Origin of the sequence: Ciceribacter ferrooxidans (assembly GCF_004137355.1) — a bacterium.
In the GTDB taxonomy this organism is placed as follows: Bacteria; Pseudomonadota; Alphaproteobacteria; order Rhizobiales; family Rhizobiaceae; genus Allorhizobium; species Allorhizobium ferrooxidans.
This window is the reverse complement of the sequence record NZ_SDVB01000380.1, coordinates 20508-37216: the sequence shown is the minus strand read 5'-3', so window position 1 is coordinate 37216 and position 16709 is coordinate 20508. Positions and strand designations below refer to the sequence as shown.

Here is a 16709-nt window from a genome sequence, read left to right as displayed (position 1 = left end):
TTGTTGACAGCCGTAGCTCCCGCCAAGTCAACCGACGATCAGTTCGGTCCACTTCTGGTTCAGCCAGTCGGACTTGGTCTGGTAGAGGTCATAGCGCGGGATGACCGGATCGATGTCCGAGGAAACCGCGGCAAACTCCTCCGCCGTCAGGTCGAGCAGGTCGCGTTTGACCGTCGGCGCGGTACCGACCTTGCGCGACAGCGTCGCCTGGATCGAGGGCTGGCACATGTAGTCGATGAAGACATGCGCTTCCTCCGACTTTTCGGAAGCCCGCGACAGCGCCCAGCAGCCGGAGTCGAGAATGCCACCCTCCTTCGGGAAGGTGGAGCGGACCGGATGGCCCTCCGAAGCGGCAAGCCCCGTCACGTCGTGATAGTACTGCCCCATCGGGATCTCGCCCGATTTCAGCGCCTGCTCGAACTGCGCCTCGTCGCGATACCACAGACGGACGTTCGGCTTCACCTCGGCGAGCTTGTCGAACACCTTCAGGATGCCTTCCTCGGTGTCGAGCGCGTTGGTGCCGCCGAAATAGGTCTTCGCGGTCACCTCCAGCAGGAAGGAGTTGGAGACGAGTGCGAGCAGGCCGAGCTTGTCCTCGTTCGCCGGATCCCAGAGCGCCGCCCAGGAGGTCGGCGGTTCCTTGTACACGTCGGTGTTGGTGACGAGCGTGATGTACCAGGCGACGGCACCGAGGCCGGCGACCCTGCCGTCCGGATACTTGTTGACGAAGTGATCGACGAGGTTCGAGGCGTTCTTGATCTTGCCGAGGTCGAGCGGCGCCCAGAGATCCGTCGCCTGGCCCTTCAGCATCGCGACCTGCGACATCATCGAGACGTCGGCAGGCGCCTGGCCAGCCTTGGCGGCCTGCTCGAGCTGCACGAGCCAGGCTTCGCCGGTCGGTTCGGCGACGGATTCGATCGCAATCCCGGTCGCCTTGGTGAATTCCGGGAAGATGTTCTTGTCGAAGGAGTCCTTGAAGTAGCCGCCGTAGACGCCGACCTTCAGCGACTTGTCCTGGGCCCGGAGAATGGAGGGCATGGCCAGCATGCCTGCACCGGCGATAGAGCCGGCCAGCACGCCGCGGCGGCTGATCGAAGTCTGCAGAAATTTCGTCATGGCTTTGTTCCCTTTATGTGGTTCTTGGTTGTCATCACTCAGTTGAAGCCGGGATGCGTCTCCGCGCAAGTTCCGGCTGTTCCCTGCTTTCGGTTCAGCGCCTCGCGACGGCCGGGCTGAAGACCATCAGGCTCAGGATTTCGAAGAGAACCTGCGCCGCGGCATGGGCGGTATTGTGGGTGGCATCGTATTGCGGCGCCACCTCAACGACGTCGCCGCCGACAAGGTTCATCCCCTTCAGCCCGCGAATGAGCTCCAGCACCTCGCGCGAGGTGAGCCCGCCGACCTCCGGTGTTCCCGTACCCGGAGCGATCGAGGGATCGAGGCTGTCGATGTCGAAGGAGAGATAGGTCGGGCCGTCGCCGATGATCTTCCTGGTCTTCTCGATGATCGCCGGCATGCCGAGGCCGGTGATCTCTTCGGCATGGATGACGGTCATCCCGGCCTCGTAGGAGAATTCCCAGAGATATTCCGCCGAGCCGCGGATGCCGATCTGGATCGTGCGGGTCGGATCGAGCGTGCCGTCGAGGACCGCGTTGCGGAACGGGCCGCCGTGGTGGAATTTCGACTGGTCGAACGGACCGCCGGTGTCGCAATGGGCATCGATGTGCACGAGGCCGACAGGACCGTGCTTGCGGGCAATGGGCTTCAGGATCGACTGGGTGATCGAATGGTCGCCGCCGACCGAGAGCGGCAGCACGCCGGCATCGACGATCTTCGAGAGATAGCGCTCGATGTCCTCCTGGCTGAGCTCCAGCCGGTAGCGACTGGAAAACGGCACGTCGCCGATGTCCGCCACCTTGAGGTCGAAGACCGGCGCGCAATCGAGAACATGGTTGTAGGGACCGATGCGGTCGATGCTGCGCAGCGCGCGCGGGCCGAACCGCGATCCCGGACGGTTGGTGACGCCGAGATCCATCGGCACGCCGACGATCGCCACCTGCAGGTCACCGAAATCCGGCGCCTGCGGGTCGACCTGTCGATGCGGAGCGCTGAGGAAGGTCGGCACGCCGGCGTAGGGAGCCGCGCGGGTGCCGTTCGAAAAGATTTTCGCGCCGACCTTGGCGAACTTCGGATCGAAGATCTCGCCGGCTCCGTCGCCGCCGTATTTCGCCCGCAGCGCCTCGAGTCTCGCCGGATCCCACGCCATCTCGTCGTTCCTTTCCTCGCCGTTTCAAGGACGCATTCGCGGCCCGGCCGCGATGTGCCTTCAAAAGGGCAGCATTCGGTCCTGCCTCTATGATGAGCATTATCCCTACAAAAGGGATGGAAATGCAATTGACGATGTAATAGCAATCCATGTGAGAAAAACTCACAAACATCGAGCCCATGACCGCCCGCCTGCCTCCTCTCAATCCGCTCCGCGCCTTCGAAGCCGCCGCAAGGCTCGGCTCGATTTCCGCCGCCGCACGCGAGCTGAAGGTGACCCACGGCGCGGTCAGCCACCAGATCAGGACGCTGGAGGAGAGCCTGAAGGCGAGCCTGTTCGTACGCGGCGGCAACAGGCTCAAGCTGACGCCGCAGGGCGCGCTGCTGCTGCCCGCCGTATCCTCCGCTTTCGAGGGTATCGCCGCGGCGACCGCGCTGGTGAACCGCCCGTCGACCAGCGGCAACCTGCGCGTCTCCTGCGTCCCCGCCTTGCTCTCGCTCTGGCTCATCCCGCGCATGGGCTCCTTCAGCGAGCAGTATCCGGAGATCAGCCTGACGCTGACCTCCAGCAACGACGCCGCGCTGGTGCAATCGCCGGAGATCGACGTCTCCATCCTCTATGGTCCGGGAGGCTGGCGCGACTGCTGGGCGCGGCTGTGGAGCAGCCTCGAACTCTTCCCCGTGGCGAGCCCGACACTTCTCAACAGCCGGCCGCTGCGCTCCGTCCGCGACCTGCGCGACCACGTCCTGCTGCACGGCGACGACGGGCGGGAATGGAATACCTGGCTTGCCGCCGCCGACCAGCTCGACATGCCGCGGCTCAGGGAGCATTTCATGAGTGACGCGCGGCTCTCCACCGAAGCCGCCCGCCACGGCCAGGGCATCGCGCTCGGCGACAACATCACCGCGAGCAGCCTGATCGCCTCCGGCGAACTCGTCATTCCCTTCGATCTGTCGGTTCCGGCCTCCGACGCCTTCTATGTCACCTGTCGCAACGAGGTGCGCTCGGCCCCGATCGCCAAGGTCTTCATCGACTGGATGTTCTCGACCATCGAAAGCGAGCGGCTCTCCCGCCCGAGCACCTCGGCCCGTCACCTGATCCGCAGCCGCGGACCACGCGCGACGCCCATGCAATCCGATCCGCTCGGCACGTTCTCGACGCGGCCCCACCCGCGGGCGACGCTTGCCACCAAGCCCCGTCGCAAGAGCGAGAAGCGATAAGCAAACTGGAAAGACGACGAACCATGCCCTCCGCCTCCTTCAATCCGCTCGTATCCCGACTATCTCCGCCACCGGTTCCTTCGGTCTTCGCCTGGGGCCGCGCCTATGACGGCGCATCGGGACCGCTGATCGACCTCTCGCAGGCCGTCCCCGGCTATCCGCCGCATCCAGACATGCTCGCCTGGCTCGGCGAAGCCGCCGCCTCAAGGGCCTATGCCGGCTACGGCCCGATCGAGGGCGAGGACATGCTGCGCGGAGCCTATGCCGCGGAGATGGCCGAAATCTACGGCGCGCCCGTCATCGCACAAAACATCCACATCACCTCCGGCTGCAACCAGGCCTTCATGGCGGCCGTGATGGCGATCGCCGGCGCCGGCGATCGGGTGGCGCTCACCGATCCCTTCTATTTCAATCAGGAGACGACACTCGCGATGCTCGGCATCGGGCGCGAGTTGCTGCCGCTCGACGCCGCCGACGGTTTCGTGCCGCGGCTCGACGAGGTACGTGCGACCTTGAAGAAGGGCGTGAAGGCGATCGCTCTCGTCACGCCGAACAACCCGACCGGCGCGGTCTATCCCGATCCGCTTTTGAAGGACATCTTCGAACTGTGCCGTGAAGCCGGCGTCTGGCTGATCCTCGATGAGACTTACCGCGACTTCCTGCCGGCCGGCGAACGGCCGCACGGCCTGCTGTCGATCGCAGGATGGGAGGAGAACCTCATCCTTCTCTATTCCTTCTCGAAGTCGTTCTGCATTCCCGGCCATCGGCTCGGTGCCGTCACCGCCGGGGAGCGGACGGTCGCTGAAATCGCCAAGGTCATGGACAACCTGCAGATCTGCGCGCCGCGCGCGCCGCAGGTCGCCGTCGCAAGAGCCATTCCGGCGCTGAAGCAATGGAGAGACGCGAACCGCGCCGAAATCCTCGCTCGCGCAAACGCGCTCCGCGCCGTCATGGCAGGCCTTCCCGCATGGAAGATGGACTCGCTCGGCGCCTATTTCGCCTTCATCCGGCACCCCTTCGACGACCGGAAGTCGGCCGAGGTGGCGGAAATGCTCGCCAGAAAGGCCGGCGTGGTGTGTATTCCCGGCGCCTATTTCGGCGAACGTCAGGAGGCCTACCTGCGTTTCGCCTTCGCCAACGCCGACGCCGGCACGATCGCGACACTCGCAGACAGGCTGGGCGGTTTCACGCCTTGACGGGGCCTATGGGCACCGGCCGGCCGCCGTGGAGCTCCTGCATCACGAGATCGCGCAGCCGTGCCGCCACCGGCGTCATCTGCTTCCGCTTGACCGTGATGAGATGGTAGGGCGCCACCACGATCGGCACGCGGATGTCGAGTTTGCAGAGGCCGGTGCCCGTGCCGCCGCAGAGCAGGTCGGAGACTTCCCGCGACATCGGCGCAATCGCGTTAGAGGATGCGAGCATGGCGATCATCACCAGCAGCGAGGTCGTGTTGACGATGTTCGAGGGGATCTGCACGCCTGATTCGATGAACACCGCCTCGACGGCCTGACGCACCGGGGCACCTGGCGCCTGCATCACCCAGGCGAAGTGCACGATGTCAGCCGGCGAAAGATCGTTCGCGTCGGCGAGCGGATGGCTCTCGTGCACGAGGAGGTTCACCTCCTCCACGCGCGCATCGAGAATATCGAACTGCCGCGCGTCGATCCCTGCCGGAATACGACCCAAGGCGAAATCGAGCTGGCCCGACAGGAGATCGCCGATCAGCGCGTCGCTGGAAGCGACATCGACATGGATGTCGGCCGACGCGGCCTCCACCTTGAGCGCCTGGATAGCCGGAACGATGAAGCCGACCGCCCCTCCGGTGACGGCACCGGCGCGCACCGTGCCGGTGAGGCCACGCTTGATCGCATCGACCTCGCGGATCGCCTCGTCCATCTCCTCCAAAAGGGTCCGCGCCCGCCGCGCCAGCGCCAGCCCCACCGCCGTCGCCTCCATGCCTTTCGGCGTGCGGACGAAGATCGGAGCGTCGACCAGCCTCTCGATATCCCCGAGCATTCGCGAGGCTGCGGGCTGCGTAATCGACAGCGCCTGCGCGGCGAGACTGAGCTGCCCGAGCTCTGCGACGGCACGGATCAGGCTGAAATGCTTCGGCTGCAGGCGTTGAAAATGGACTTCGGGCATGAACTGTATATCAACTATGATATGCAGAAAGTCAAAATAATCATTTGATCGATATGTCGGGCGCGATAAAACTCGCCTCGGGAGCTGGGGGCTGGGAAGCCAGCCACCCGTTCTTGTTTCAGCGGCGCCAGGAGGGGCTTGGCGCTGCACGGTATGACCAGGGAGGTTACCATGAAGAAACTCGGCGCTCTGATTGCGTCCGTCGCAATCAGCATCGCATCCTTTACGTCCAACGTCTTTGCCGAAGACAAGGGCATGGTTGGCATTTCGATGCCGACCAAGACCTCGACCCGCTGGATCTCGGACGGCGAAACCATGGAGAAGCTGTTCAAGGACGCCGGTTACAGCCCGGACCTGCAGTTTGCCGACGACGATATCCCGAACCAGCTCGCCCAGATTGAGAACATGGTAACCAAGGGTGCCAAGGTTCTGGTCATTGCTGCGATCGACGGCACGACGCTCTCCGACATCCTGCAGAAGGCTGCCGATGCCGGCGTGAAGGTCATTGCTTACGACCGTCTGATCCGCGATTCGGGCAACGTCGACTACTACGCCACCTTCGACAACTTCCAGGTCGGCGTTCTCCAGGCGACCAGCCTCGTCAACGGCCTCAAGGAACGCTTCCCCGACGTCAAGCCGTGGAATGTCGAACTCTTCGGCGGCTCGCCGGACGACAACAACGCGTTCTTCTTCTATGACGGCGCAATGTCGGTCCTGCAGCCCCTGATCGACAGCGGCGACATCGTCGTCAAGTCCGGCCAGATGGGCATGGACCAGGTCGGCACCCTGCGTTGGGACGGCACCGTCGCCCAGGCCCGTATGGAAAACCTGCTCTCCTCGACCTACACCGAAGACAAGCTGAACGGCGCTCTTTCGCCTTATGACGGCCTGTCCATCGGCATCCTGTCGGCTCTCAAGGGCGTAGGCTACGGCTCCGGCGACCTGAAGATGCCGGTCGTTACCGGTCAGGACGCGGAACTGCCGTCCGTCAAGTCGATGCTTGCCGACGAACAGTACTCCACCGTCTTCAAGGACACCCGCGAACTGGCAAAGGTCGCCGTCTCCATGGTCGACTCGATCATGAGCGGCAAGGAACCGGAAGTGAACGACACCAAGACCTACAACAACGGTGTCAAGGTCGTTCCGTCCTACCTGCTGAAGCCGGTCGCCGTCGACAAGGCAAACGCCAAGGACATCCTCGTCGGTTCCGGCTACTACACGGCCGAGCAGATCGACAACTAATCCTTGCGATCATGGCGGGTCCGCGACCTTTCGCGGACCCGTTTTTGTATCATACGCGTTGAGGGAGCTTGCGCCGCCGGCTGTACCTTGGTCGCCCGCCTGCGCTGGAATTCTGCACATGGACAACATCATTCTCGAGATGCGTAGCATCACCAAGACGTTTCCCGGGGTCAAAGCCCTGGACAACGTCAACCTCAAGGTTCGCGAAGGCGAGATCCACGCCCTGGTCGGAGAAAACGGCGCCGGCAAGTCGACCTTGATGAAGGTCCTGAGCGGTGTCTATCCCGCCGGTTCCTATGAGGGCGAAATCCATTACGACGGCGAGGTCCGTCACTTCAGCACCATTTCCGACAGCGAGGAACTGGGCATCATCATCATCCACCAGGAGCTGGCCCTCGTGCCACTGCTGTCGATCGCTGAAAACATCTTTCTCGGCAACGAGATCGCCGTCAACGGCGTGATCGACTGGCCGCAGACCTTTGCAAGGACCAAGGAGCTTCTTGCGAAGGTGGGCCTCAAGGACGCTCCGAGCACGCGCATCACCGACATCGGCGTCGGCAAGCAGCAGCTCGTCGAGATCGCCAAGGCGCTCTCCAAGAAGGTCCGCCTGCTCATCCTCGACGAGCCGACGGCCTCGCTCAACGAAAACGACTCCGATGCCCTGCTCAACCTGCTGATGGAATTCCGCAAGCAGGGCATGACGTCGATCATCATTTCCCACAAGCTGAACGAGATCCGCAAGGTCGCCGACCAGATCACCATCCTGCGCGACGGCACCACCGTGGAGACCCTCGACTGTCACACGCAGGAGATCAGCGAAGACCGCATCATCAAGGGCATGGTCGGCCGCGACATGGAAGACCGCTACCCGCCGCGCGAGCCGAAGATCGGCGACGTGCTGCTCGAAGTGAAGAACTGGAACGTCTTCCATCAGAACCACCGCGACCGGCAGTTCCTGCACGATGTGAATTTCACCGTCCGTGCCGGCGAGGTCGTCGGCATCGCCGGCCTGATGGGTGCCGGCCGTACCGAGACCGCCATGAGCATCTTCGGCCGTTCCTGGGGCCACAAGATCACCGGCGAGGTGCTGATGCGTGGCAAGCCCGTCGACGTGAGCACGATCCCGCGGGCGATCGATGCCGGCCTCGCCTACGTGACCGAAGACCGCAAGCAGCTCGGACTCGTGCTTCAGAACAACATCGTCAAGAACACGACGCTCGCCAATCTCGACGACGTTTCGAAGAGCGGCGTCATCGACGAGCGCAAGGAAGCGCAGGTCGCGTCGGGCTACCGCAACAAGCTGCGCATCCGTTCGCACTCGATCTACCAGGAAGCCGTCAACCTTTCGGGCGGCAACCAGCAGAAGGTCGTGCTGTCGAAATGGCTGTTCACCAACCCTGAAGTCCTCATCCTCGACGAGCCGACGCGCGGCATCGACGTGGGGGCGAAATTCGAAATCTACACCATCATCAACCAGCTTGCCGCCGAGGGCAAAGGCATCCTGATGATCTCATCGGAAATGCCCGAGTTGCTCGGCACCTGCGACCGCGTCTACGTCATGAACGAAGGCCGCATCGTCGCCGAACTTCCGAAGGGAGAAGCAAGCCAAGAGTCCATCATGCGTGCCATCATGCGCTCTGGGGAGAAACGCTAAATGACCACCGAAACAAGAACCGAAACCCCCAAGGTCTCCGTGGGCGACTATCTGCGTCACAACATCCGCGAATACGGCCTTCTGCTGGCGCTCGTCGTCATCATGCTGCTGTTCCAGGTCCTGACGGACGGCGTTCTGTTCCGCCCGGTCAACATCACCAACCTGGTGCTGCAGAACTCGTTCATCGTCATCATGGCGCTCGGCATGCTGCTCATCATCGTGGCGGGGCACATCGACCTCTCGGTCGGTTCCATCGTCGCCTTCATCGGCGGCATATCGGCGATCATGCTGGTGAAGTGGGGGTGGCATTTCTCCCTCGTCGTGCCGCTGTGTCTGGTGCTCGGCGGCCTGATGGGCGCGGCCCAAGGCTACTGGGTCGCCTACCAGAAGATCCCGTCCTTCATCGTGACGCTCGCCGGCATGCTGGTCTTCCGTGGCTTGACCTACGTGGTCCTCGGTGGCCGCCCGATTGGCCCGTTCCCGAAGGAATTCACACTTCTTTCGACCGGCTTCATTCCGGATTTCCTGTCGGTCACCGATCCGGGCACGAGCCTGATCAAAAACTACGTGGCCCTGCTCGTCGTCTTCGCGCTTGTCGCTCTCGCGATCTATTCCGGCCTGAAGAACCGTCGCCTCAACGAGCGCCACGGCACCGAGAACGAGCCCTTCGTCTTCTTCGTCGTGCAGATGGCGATCATCAGCGCCGTCGCGCTCTTCCTCGGCTTCCAGCTCGCAACCTATCGCGGCCTGCCGAACGTGCTCGTCGTCATGGGCCTCCTGATCGCGCTCTACTCCTTCGTCACCAACCGCTCGACGATCGGCCGCCGCATCTATGCGCTCGGCGGCAACGAGAAGGCGGCGAAGCTCTCGGGCATCAACACCGAGCGGCTGACCTTCTACGCCTTCGTGAACATGGGCGTTCTCGCCGCGCTCGCCGGCATGATCATCGCGGCCCGCCTGAACTCGGCGACCCCGAAGGCCGGTGTCGGCTTCGAACTCGACGTCATCGCAGCCTGCTTTATCGGCGGTGCCTCGGCATCCGGCGGCGTGGGCAAGATCACCGGTGCGGTCATCGGCGCCTTCATCATGGGCGTGATGAACAACGGCATGTCGATCATGGGGATCGGCATCGACTACCAGCAGCTGATCAAGGGCCTCGTGCTCCTCGCGGCTGTCTACTTCGACGTCTACAACAAGAACAAAGCAGTCTGAGGATAGGCTTATGTTTCTCTCGCAATTGAAGACTGGCGGCGTGATTTGCCGCCAGGGTGACGCCGCACGCCTCGTTCCCGGCTTCACCTCCACCTACGAACTCGCCAAGGCAGCAGTCGCCGCCAAGGCTCCGCTCGCTTCGATCGTCGAGCGTCAGGGTGCAGGCGAAGCGGTCGATCTCGCTGCGCTTGCGGCCGCCGGCAAGCTCGACTGCCCTGTCCGTCACCCGGATGCGGCGCATATGTATCTCACCGGCACGGGCCTCACCCATACCGGCTCCGCCTCCGCGCGCGACAGCATGCACGCCGACACCGCGGGCATGAGCGACTCCATGAAGATGTTCCGCATGGGCATCGAAGGCGGCAAGCCGAAGCCGGGTGAGACCGGCGTGCAGCCGGAATGGTTCTACAAAGGCACCGGCGTCGAAGCCGTGGCGCCGGGCGGCGACCTCGTCTCCCCCTCCTTCGCGCTCGACGGCGGCGAGGAGCCGGAGCTTGCCGGCTACTACATCATCGGCGAGGACGGGACGCCCTTCCGCATCGGCTTCTCGGTCGCCAACGAATTTTCCGATCACGTCACCGAAAAGATCAACTATCTCTATCTTGCTCATTCCAAGCTCCGGCCGGCAGCCTTTGGCCCGGAGCTCATGGTCGGCGCCCTGCCCGACCATGTCGAAGGTACGTCCCGCATCCTGCGCGACGGCAAGACCGTCTGGGAAAAGCCCTTCCTCTCCGGGGAGGCCAACATGTCTCACACGATCGCGAACCTCGAATACCACCATTTCAAGTATGCGCTGTTCCGCCAGCCGGGGGACCTCCATGTGCATATGTTCGGAACCGCCACGCTTTCCTGCGCCGACGGTTTCGTGACGAAGGAAGGCGACATCTTCGAGATCGAAGCGCCGCAATTCGGTCTGCCGCTGCGCAACCGGCTCGTTCGTGCAGCGGAGCAACCCGTCACCGTCAACATGCTCTGAGGGTTTTCCGCCGGTCGGGCGGCGGGCTCTCCCAGAAAGAGACAGAGAAACGTCATGAGTGCTTTCAAACCGGCGGCCTGGCCCCGCAAACTGCGATCCCAACACTGGTTCGGCGGCACCAGCCGCGACACGATCTATCACCGCGGCTGGCTGAAGAACCAGGGACACCCGCATGACCTCTTCGACGGACGCCCGGTCATCGGCATCCTCAACACCTGGTCGGACCTGACCCCCTGCAACGGCCATCTTCGCGAACTCGCGGAGAAGGTGAAGGCGGGCGTCTGGGAGGCCGGCGGCTTCCCGGTCGAAATTCCGGTCTTCTCGGCCTCGGAAAACACCTTCCGTCCGACTGCGATGATGTTCCGCAACCTCGCCGCACTCGCCGTCGAGGAAGCGATGCGTGGCCAGCCGATCGACGGCGCGGTGCTGCTCGTCGGCTGCGACAAGACCACGCCGTCGCTGGTCATGGCCGCCGCCTCCACCGACCTGCCGTCGATCGTCGTCACCGGCGGTCCGATGCTGAACGGCTATTTCCGCGGCGAGCGCGTCGGCTCCGGAACGCATCTCTGGAAGTTTTCGGAAGCCGTGAAGGCCGGCGAGATGACCCAGGAAGAGTTTCTGGAAGCGGAAGCCTCGATGTCGCGCAGCTCCGGCACCTGCAACACGATGGGCACGGCCTCCACCATGGCCTCCATGGTCGAGGCCCTCGGCATGGCGCTCTCGGGGAATGCCGCGATCCCCGCCGTCGACAGCCGCCGCAAGGTCATGGCCCAACTCTCGGGTCGCCGTATCGTGCAGATGGTGAAGGACGACCTGAAGCCCTCCGACATCATGACGAAGAAGGCCTTCGAGAACGCCATCCGCGTCAACGGCGCGATCGGCGGTTCCACCAACGCGGTGGTCCACCTGCTCGCGATGGCCGGCCGCGTCGGCATTGACCTCTCGCTCGACGACTGGGATCGCCTCGGTCGCGACATCCCGACCGTCGTCAACCTGATGCCGTCCGGCGAATACCTGATGGAAGAGTTCTTCTACGCCGGCGGCCTGCCGGTGGTCATCAAGATGCTCGGCGAGGCGGGCAAGCTGCACAAGGACGCGCTGACCGTCTCCGGCGGCCCGATCTGGGATGAGGTGAAGGACGTCAGGAACTGGAACGACGACGTCATCCGTCCGGTCGAACGGGCGCTGACCCAGCAGGGCGGCATCGTCGTCCTGCGCGGCAACCTCGCGCCGAAGGGCTGCGTCTTGAAGCCGTCGGCAGCCTCCCCGCACCTGATGAAGCATCGCGGCCGCGCCGTGGTCTTCGAGGACATCGACGACTACAAGGCCAAGATCAACGACGAGAGCCTCGACATCGACGAAACCTGCGTCATGGTCATGAAGAACTGCGGCCCGCGCGGCTATCCCGGCATGGCCGAGGTCGGCAACATGGGCCTGCCGCCGAAGGTGCTGCGCAAGGGCATCACCGACATGGTGCGCATCTCCGACGCCCGCATGTCCGGCACCGCCTACGGCACGGTTCTCCTGCACACGTCGCCGGAAGCCGCCCGCGGCGGACCGCTCGCGATCGTCAGGAACGGCGACTTCATCGAGATCGACGTCGAAGCCCGCCGTGTGCACCTCGACATCTCGGACGAGGAAATGCAGCGTCGTCTCGCCGACTGGCGTCCCTCGGTCGAACCGCCGGCAAGCGGTTACGCCCGCCTCTACCACGACCACGTGGAGGGTGCGGACACCGGCGCCGACTTCGACTTCCTGAAGGGTTGCCGCGGCGCGCCCGTCGGCCGCGACTCGCACTGAGGAGAAAGACATGTCCAAGCGTATTTCGCTGGCGCTTGTCGGTATCGGCAAGATCGCCCGGGACCAGCACATCCCGTCGATTGCCGGCGGCGAAGATTTCGAACTCGCCGCCGCCGTCAGCCGCCACGGCAAGATCGACGGCGTCGAGAACTTCGAGGACTTCGACGCCTTCCTGAAGGCCCGTCCGGATGTGCAGGCGGTCTCGCTCTGCACGCCGCCGGAGGTTCGCTTCGACATGGCCCGCAAGGCGATCGAGGCCCGCCGCGATGTGCTCCTCGAAAAGCCGCCGGCGACCACGCTCGGCGAAGCGGAAGCGCTGGCCGCGATGGCTTCCGCCGCCGGTGTCACACTCTTCGCCACCTGGCATTCCCGCTTCGCGCTCGGCGTCGAGCCGGCCCGGCAATGGCTCGCCGGCAAGGCGATCAGGTCCGTCTCGATCGTCTGGAAGGAAGACGTGCGTCGCTGGCATCCCGGCCAGGCATGGATCTGGGAAGCGGGCGGCTTCGGCGTCTTCGATCCCGGCATCAACGCGCTCTCGATCCTCACTGCCATCGTCCCCGGCGCGATCGTCGTGCATCAGGCGGCCCTCTCCTTCCCGTCGAACCGGCAGCAGCCGATCGCCGCTTCGCTCTCCATGGCGAGCGCGGCCGGGTCGCCGATCAGCGTCGAACTCGACTGGCGCCAGGAAGGACCGCAGACCTGGGACATCACCGTCGAGACCGACGGCGGCGAACTTCGCCTTTCAAAGGGCGGTGCGGAGCTCTATATAGACGGGGCACTGGCATCGTCCGGCCCGGACAGAGAATATCCCGGCATCTATGATCGTTTCGCGGCGCTCGTCCGCGCGCGGCAGGGCGATGCCGATTTCCAGCCGTTGCGGCTTGTGGCCGATGCCTTCCTGCGCGGCAGCCGTCAGGACGTGGACGCCTTCCACGATTGAGGCGGTCGCCAAAGACGAATATGACGCGGGCGGAGCCCGGAATCCGGCATGACGTGCCGGATTCCTTTCGCCATGACGCAAAGCGAAGACAAAAGGATGATGCGATGACATTCGAGTTCACTGGAAAGCACCTCATTGCCGGCGAGTGGGTAGCGGGTAACGGGACCTTCGCCTCCTCCCCCGCACACGGGCCGGCACGCGACTTCGCCGTCGGCACGCCTGACCTCGTCGACCGTGCGGCGCGCGCCGCCGAGGAAGCCTTCCTGACCTACGGCTACTCGACCCGCGAGGAGCGAGCCGTGTTCCTTGAAGCCATCGCCGAGGAAATCGACAAGCTCGGCGACGAGATCACCGAGATCGGCACGCAGGAAACCGGCCTGCCGCAGGCGCGCCTCGTCGGCGAGCGCGGCCGCACCGTCGGCCAGCTCCGGCTCTTCGCCTCCCATATCCGCAAGGGCGACTACCTCGACCGCCGGCACGACGAAGCGCTGCCCGACCGTCAGCCGCTGCCGCGTCCGGAAATCTTCCTGATGCAGCGCCCGATCGGCGCCGTCGCCGTCTTCGGCGCCTCGAACTTCCCGCTCGCCTTCTCGACGGCCGGCGGCGATACGGCTGCCGCTCTCGCGGCCGGTTGCCCCGTCGTCGTCAAGGGTCACGGCGCGCACCCGGGCACGGGTGAAATCGTCGCCCACGCAATCCACGCCGCCATCAAACGGCTCGGCCTGCATCCCGGCGTCTTCTCGCTCGTCCAGGGCGGCAAGCGCGATGTCGGCGAAGCGCTCGTCCAGCATCCGCTGATCCGCGCCGTCGGCTTCACCGGTTCGCTGGCCGGCGGCCGTGCGCTCTTCGATCTCTGCGCCCGCCGCCCCGATCCGATCCCGTTCTTCGGCGAACTCGGTTCGGTCAACCCGATGTTCCTGCTGCCGAACGCGCTTTCGGCCCGCGGTGAGGCGATCGCCAAGGGCTGGGTCGGCTCGCTCACCATGGGCGCCGGCCAGTTCTGCACCAATCCCGGCATCGCCGTCCTGATCGAAGGTCCCGAAAGCGAAGCCTTCGTCGCGACCGCCAAGCGGGAACTCGAAGGCGTCGGCGCCCAGACCATGCTGACCGACGGCATTGCCGAGGCTTACCGCTCCGGCGCCAAGCGCATCGAGGGTTCGACCGGCGTCCAGGCAGTGCTGACCTCCACCTGCGACCTACGTAACGCGACGCCGTACCTGTTCGCCACCACCGGCAAGGCCTGGCTCGAAAACCATGCACTCGGCGAAGAGGTCTTCGGACCGCTCGGCCTCGTCGTAACGGTGACCAGCGAAGAAGAGATGGTGAAGATCGCCGGCAGCCTCGCCGGGCAGCTCACCTGCACCCTGCACCTGAACGAGCCCGATACCACGCTCGCCCGCCGGCTGATGCCGATCCTCGAGCGCAAGGCCGGCCGTGTTCTCGCAAACGGCTTCCCGACCGGCGTCGAGGTCTGCGACGCCATGGTTCACGGCGGCCCCTACCCGGCTTCCACCAATTTCGGCGCCACCTCCGTCGGCACGCTGTCGATCCGGCGTTTCCTGCGGCCGGTCTCTTACCAGAACCTGCCGCACGCGATCCTGCCGGAAGACCTCCGCTGAAGGCCGGGAGCGCGCATCGTGACGGACACCGGAGCTGAGAAGACGACGGCCGGCGCGTTCTGCGCGCTCGCCGACTGGGGAACGAGCAACTTCCGCCTCTGGGTCGTCGACCGGGCCGGCAACGTGCTCGGGCGGCGGCAGTCGGACGAGGGGCTTCTCACCTGCGCCGACGGCCGTTTTGCCGCGGTGCTTGAAAGCCATCTCGCCGCCCTCGGCGCGTCCGCCGACCTGCCGGTTGCGATCACCGGCATGGCCGGCGCCCGCACCGGCTGGCGCGAAGCCCCTTACGTCGAAACTCCGGCTCCACTCGATGCGCTCTACAGGCAAGCCGTGACGCCGGAGGGCGTCACCCGGCCGGTCTTTATCCTGCCCGGCGTCTGCCAGCGAACGACCGGCCCCTTCGACGTGATGCGCGGCGAGGAGACCCAGCTTGCCGGCGCCGTCGCGAGCGGTCTTGCCGACGGCATCTTTTGCCTCCCCGGAACCCATTCGAAATGGGTCGAGCTGAAGGGCGGCCGGATCGCCGCCTTCCGCACGGTGATGACCGGAGAGCTTTTCGATCTCCTCAGTCGCCACTCGATCCTCAAGCATTCGATCGGCGATGATCTCGCCTTCACCGCCGACGATCGCGGCTTCTCTGACGGCGTGACGGAGGCGCTTGCCGAAGGCTTCGCCCTCTCGGCCCACCTCTTCTCCATCCGCGCCGCAGGTCTTCTCGGCGGCGACGCGCCGAAGCCCGCAGCACGGCTCTCCGGCATGCTGATCGGCGCCGAGATTGCAGCGACCCGCACCTTCCTGCCGCAGGGCATGACCGTGCATCTCGTCGGCTCGGCACGGCTCACCGCGCTTTACGGTCGGGCGCTCGAAATCGCCGGCACGCAGTCGCGCCTCCTCGACGGCGAGGAGTTGGTTCGCAAGGGCCTGTTCGCAGCCGCATCTTCACTCTTCCAAAGCTCCGAGGTTTCCCGATGACCCGCCCGACCGTCTCCTGGCCGAAGCTCGACCGCAACCTCGTCGCCATCCTGCGTGGGATCACCACGGCCGAGGTCGAAGGGGTTGTGGCGGCCCTCGTCGGAGCCGGCTTCGAGGCAATCGAGATCCCGCTCAACTCGCCCGATCCCTTCGCCTCCATCGAGAAGGCGCGGAAGCTCGCGCCCGCCTCCTGCATGATCGGGGCCGGAACCATGCTGACGCCCGAGGATGTCGACCGTCTGGCTGGCGTCGGCGGCAATTTGGTCGTCACCCCGAACACTGATCCCGCCGTCATCCACCGCGGCGTCGAGCATGGCATGGTGACCATGCCCGGCGCCTTCACCGCGACCGAGGCGCTCGCGGCGATCAAGGCCGGCGCAGCGGCGATCAAGTTTTTCCCCGCGAACGTTCTCGGCCCGCAGGGCGTCGGCGCGATCAGGGCCGTCCTACCGCCGGAAATTCCGCTCGGCGCCGTCGGCGGCGTGACCGAAGGGGATTTCGCAGCCTATATGCGGGTCGGCGTCCGCTGCTTCGGCCTCGGCTCGAACCTCTACAAGCCGGGCGATGCGGCCGATGTCGTGAAGACGCGGGCAACCGCGCTCGTCCGTGCCTATGACGAGGCGAAGGCGGTACAGCGCTGAACCATCCTCACCGGAGCGCCGA

General features: G+C 64.9%; 14 protein-coding genes. 11 read left to right on the top strand and 3 right to left on the bottom strand.

Annotated features, from left to right (window positions below; genetic code table 11):
- Window positions 1-27: 27 nt before the first annotated feature.
- Window positions 28-1116, bottom strand: a complete 1089-nt coding sequence (locus EUU22_RS22560) for an ABC transporter substrate-binding protein (protein ID WP_129334214.1) — start codon at window positions 1114-1116, stop codon at window positions 28-30.
- A gap of 94 nt (window positions 1117-1210) precedes the next feature.
- Complete coding sequence (gene speB, locus EUU22_RS22555) at window positions 1211-2266, bottom strand: agmatinase (protein WP_129334213.1); 1056 nt, start codon at window positions 2264-2266, stop codon at window positions 1211-1213.
- Between the two features lie 179 nt (window positions 2267-2445).
- Here speB and EUU22_RS22550 point away from each other — a divergent pair, with 179 nt between their 5' ends.
- Entirely contained in the window at window positions 2446-3486 is a 1041-nt protein-coding gene (locus EUU22_RS22550) for a LysR substrate-binding domain-containing protein (protein ID WP_129334212.1), read from the top strand.
- Window positions 3487-3509: 23 nt separating this feature from the next.
- Window positions 3510-4682, top strand: a complete 1173-nt coding sequence (locus EUU22_RS22545; RefSeq protein WP_129334211.1) for an aminotransferase — start codon at window positions 3510-3512, stop codon at window positions 4680-4682.
- On the opposite strand, the gene EUU22_RS22540 is transcribed toward EUU22_RS22545, so the two are convergent.
- Complete coding sequence (locus EUU22_RS22540; RefSeq protein ID WP_129334210.1) at window positions 4672-5631, bottom strand: LysR family transcriptional regulator; 960 nt, start codon at window positions 5629-5631, stop codon at window positions 4672-4674. The genes EUU22_RS22545 and EUU22_RS22540 overlap by 11 nt on opposite strands.
- 171 nt (window positions 5632-5802) lie before the next feature.
- Here EUU22_RS22540 and chvE point away from each other — a divergent pair, with 171 nt between their 5' ends.
- From chvE to EUU22_RS22495, 9 genes are all read left to right on the top strand, one after another.
- Window positions 5803-6873, top strand: a complete 1071-nt coding sequence (chvE, locus tag EUU22_RS22535; protein WP_129334209.1) for a multiple monosaccharide ABC transporter substrate-binding protein — start codon at window positions 5803-5805, stop codon at window positions 6871-6873.
- 118 nt (window positions 6874-6991) lie between these two features.
- On the top strand, window positions 6992-8527 hold the full coding sequence (mmsA, locus tag EUU22_RS22530) for a multiple monosaccharide ABC transporter ATP-binding protein (RefSeq protein ID WP_129334208.1): 1536 nt from the start codon (window positions 6992-6994) through the stop codon (window positions 8525-8527).
- Window positions 8528-9739, top strand: coding sequence for a multiple monosaccharide ABC transporter permease (mmsB, locus tag EUU22_RS22525; protein WP_129334207.1), 1212 nt, complete (start codon window positions 8528-8530; stop codon window positions 9737-9739).
- 10 nt (window positions 9740-9749) lie between these two features.
- The gene (araD1, locus tag EUU22_RS22520; RefSeq protein ID WP_129334206.1) at window positions 9750-10715 is read left to right on the top strand and encodes an AraD1 family protein; all 966 of its coding nucleotides are present in this window, start codon (window positions 9750-9752) and stop codon (window positions 10713-10715) included.
- A gap of 54 nt (window positions 10716-10769) precedes the next feature.
- Window positions 10770-12515 carry an L-arabinonate dehydratase gene (gene araD / locus EUU22_RS22515; RefSeq protein WP_112691175.1) on the top strand — a complete coding sequence of 582 codons (1746 nt, stop codon included), beginning with the start codon at window positions 10770-10772 and terminating at the stop codon, window positions 12513-12515.
- Between the two features lie 10 nt (window positions 12516-12525).
- Complete coding sequence (locus EUU22_RS22510) at window positions 12526-13455, top strand: Gfo/Idh/MocA family protein (protein WP_129334205.1); 930 nt, start codon at window positions 12526-12528, stop codon at window positions 13453-13455.
- Between the two features lie 104 nt (window positions 13456-13559).
- Window positions 13560-15074 (top strand): aldehyde dehydrogenase (NADP(+)), encoded by a 1515-nt coding sequence (locus tag EUU22_RS22505; RefSeq protein WP_129334204.1) that lies wholly within the window; start codon window positions 13560-13562, stop codon window positions 15072-15074.
- Window positions 15075-15092: 18 nt separating this feature from the next.
- Window positions 15093-16046 carry a 2-dehydro-3-deoxygalactonokinase gene (locus EUU22_RS22500; RefSeq protein ID WP_129334203.1) on the top strand — a complete coding sequence of 318 codons (954 nt, stop codon included), beginning with the start codon at window positions 15093-15095 and terminating at the stop codon, window positions 16044-16046.
- Entirely contained in the window at window positions 16043-16687 is a 645-nt protein-coding gene (locus EUU22_RS22495; protein WP_129334202.1) for a 2-dehydro-3-deoxy-6-phosphogalactonate aldolase, read from the top strand. Before EUU22_RS22500 ends, EUU22_RS22495 begins: the two co-directional genes overlap by 4 nt.
- Window positions 16688-16709 lie beyond the last annotated feature (22 nt).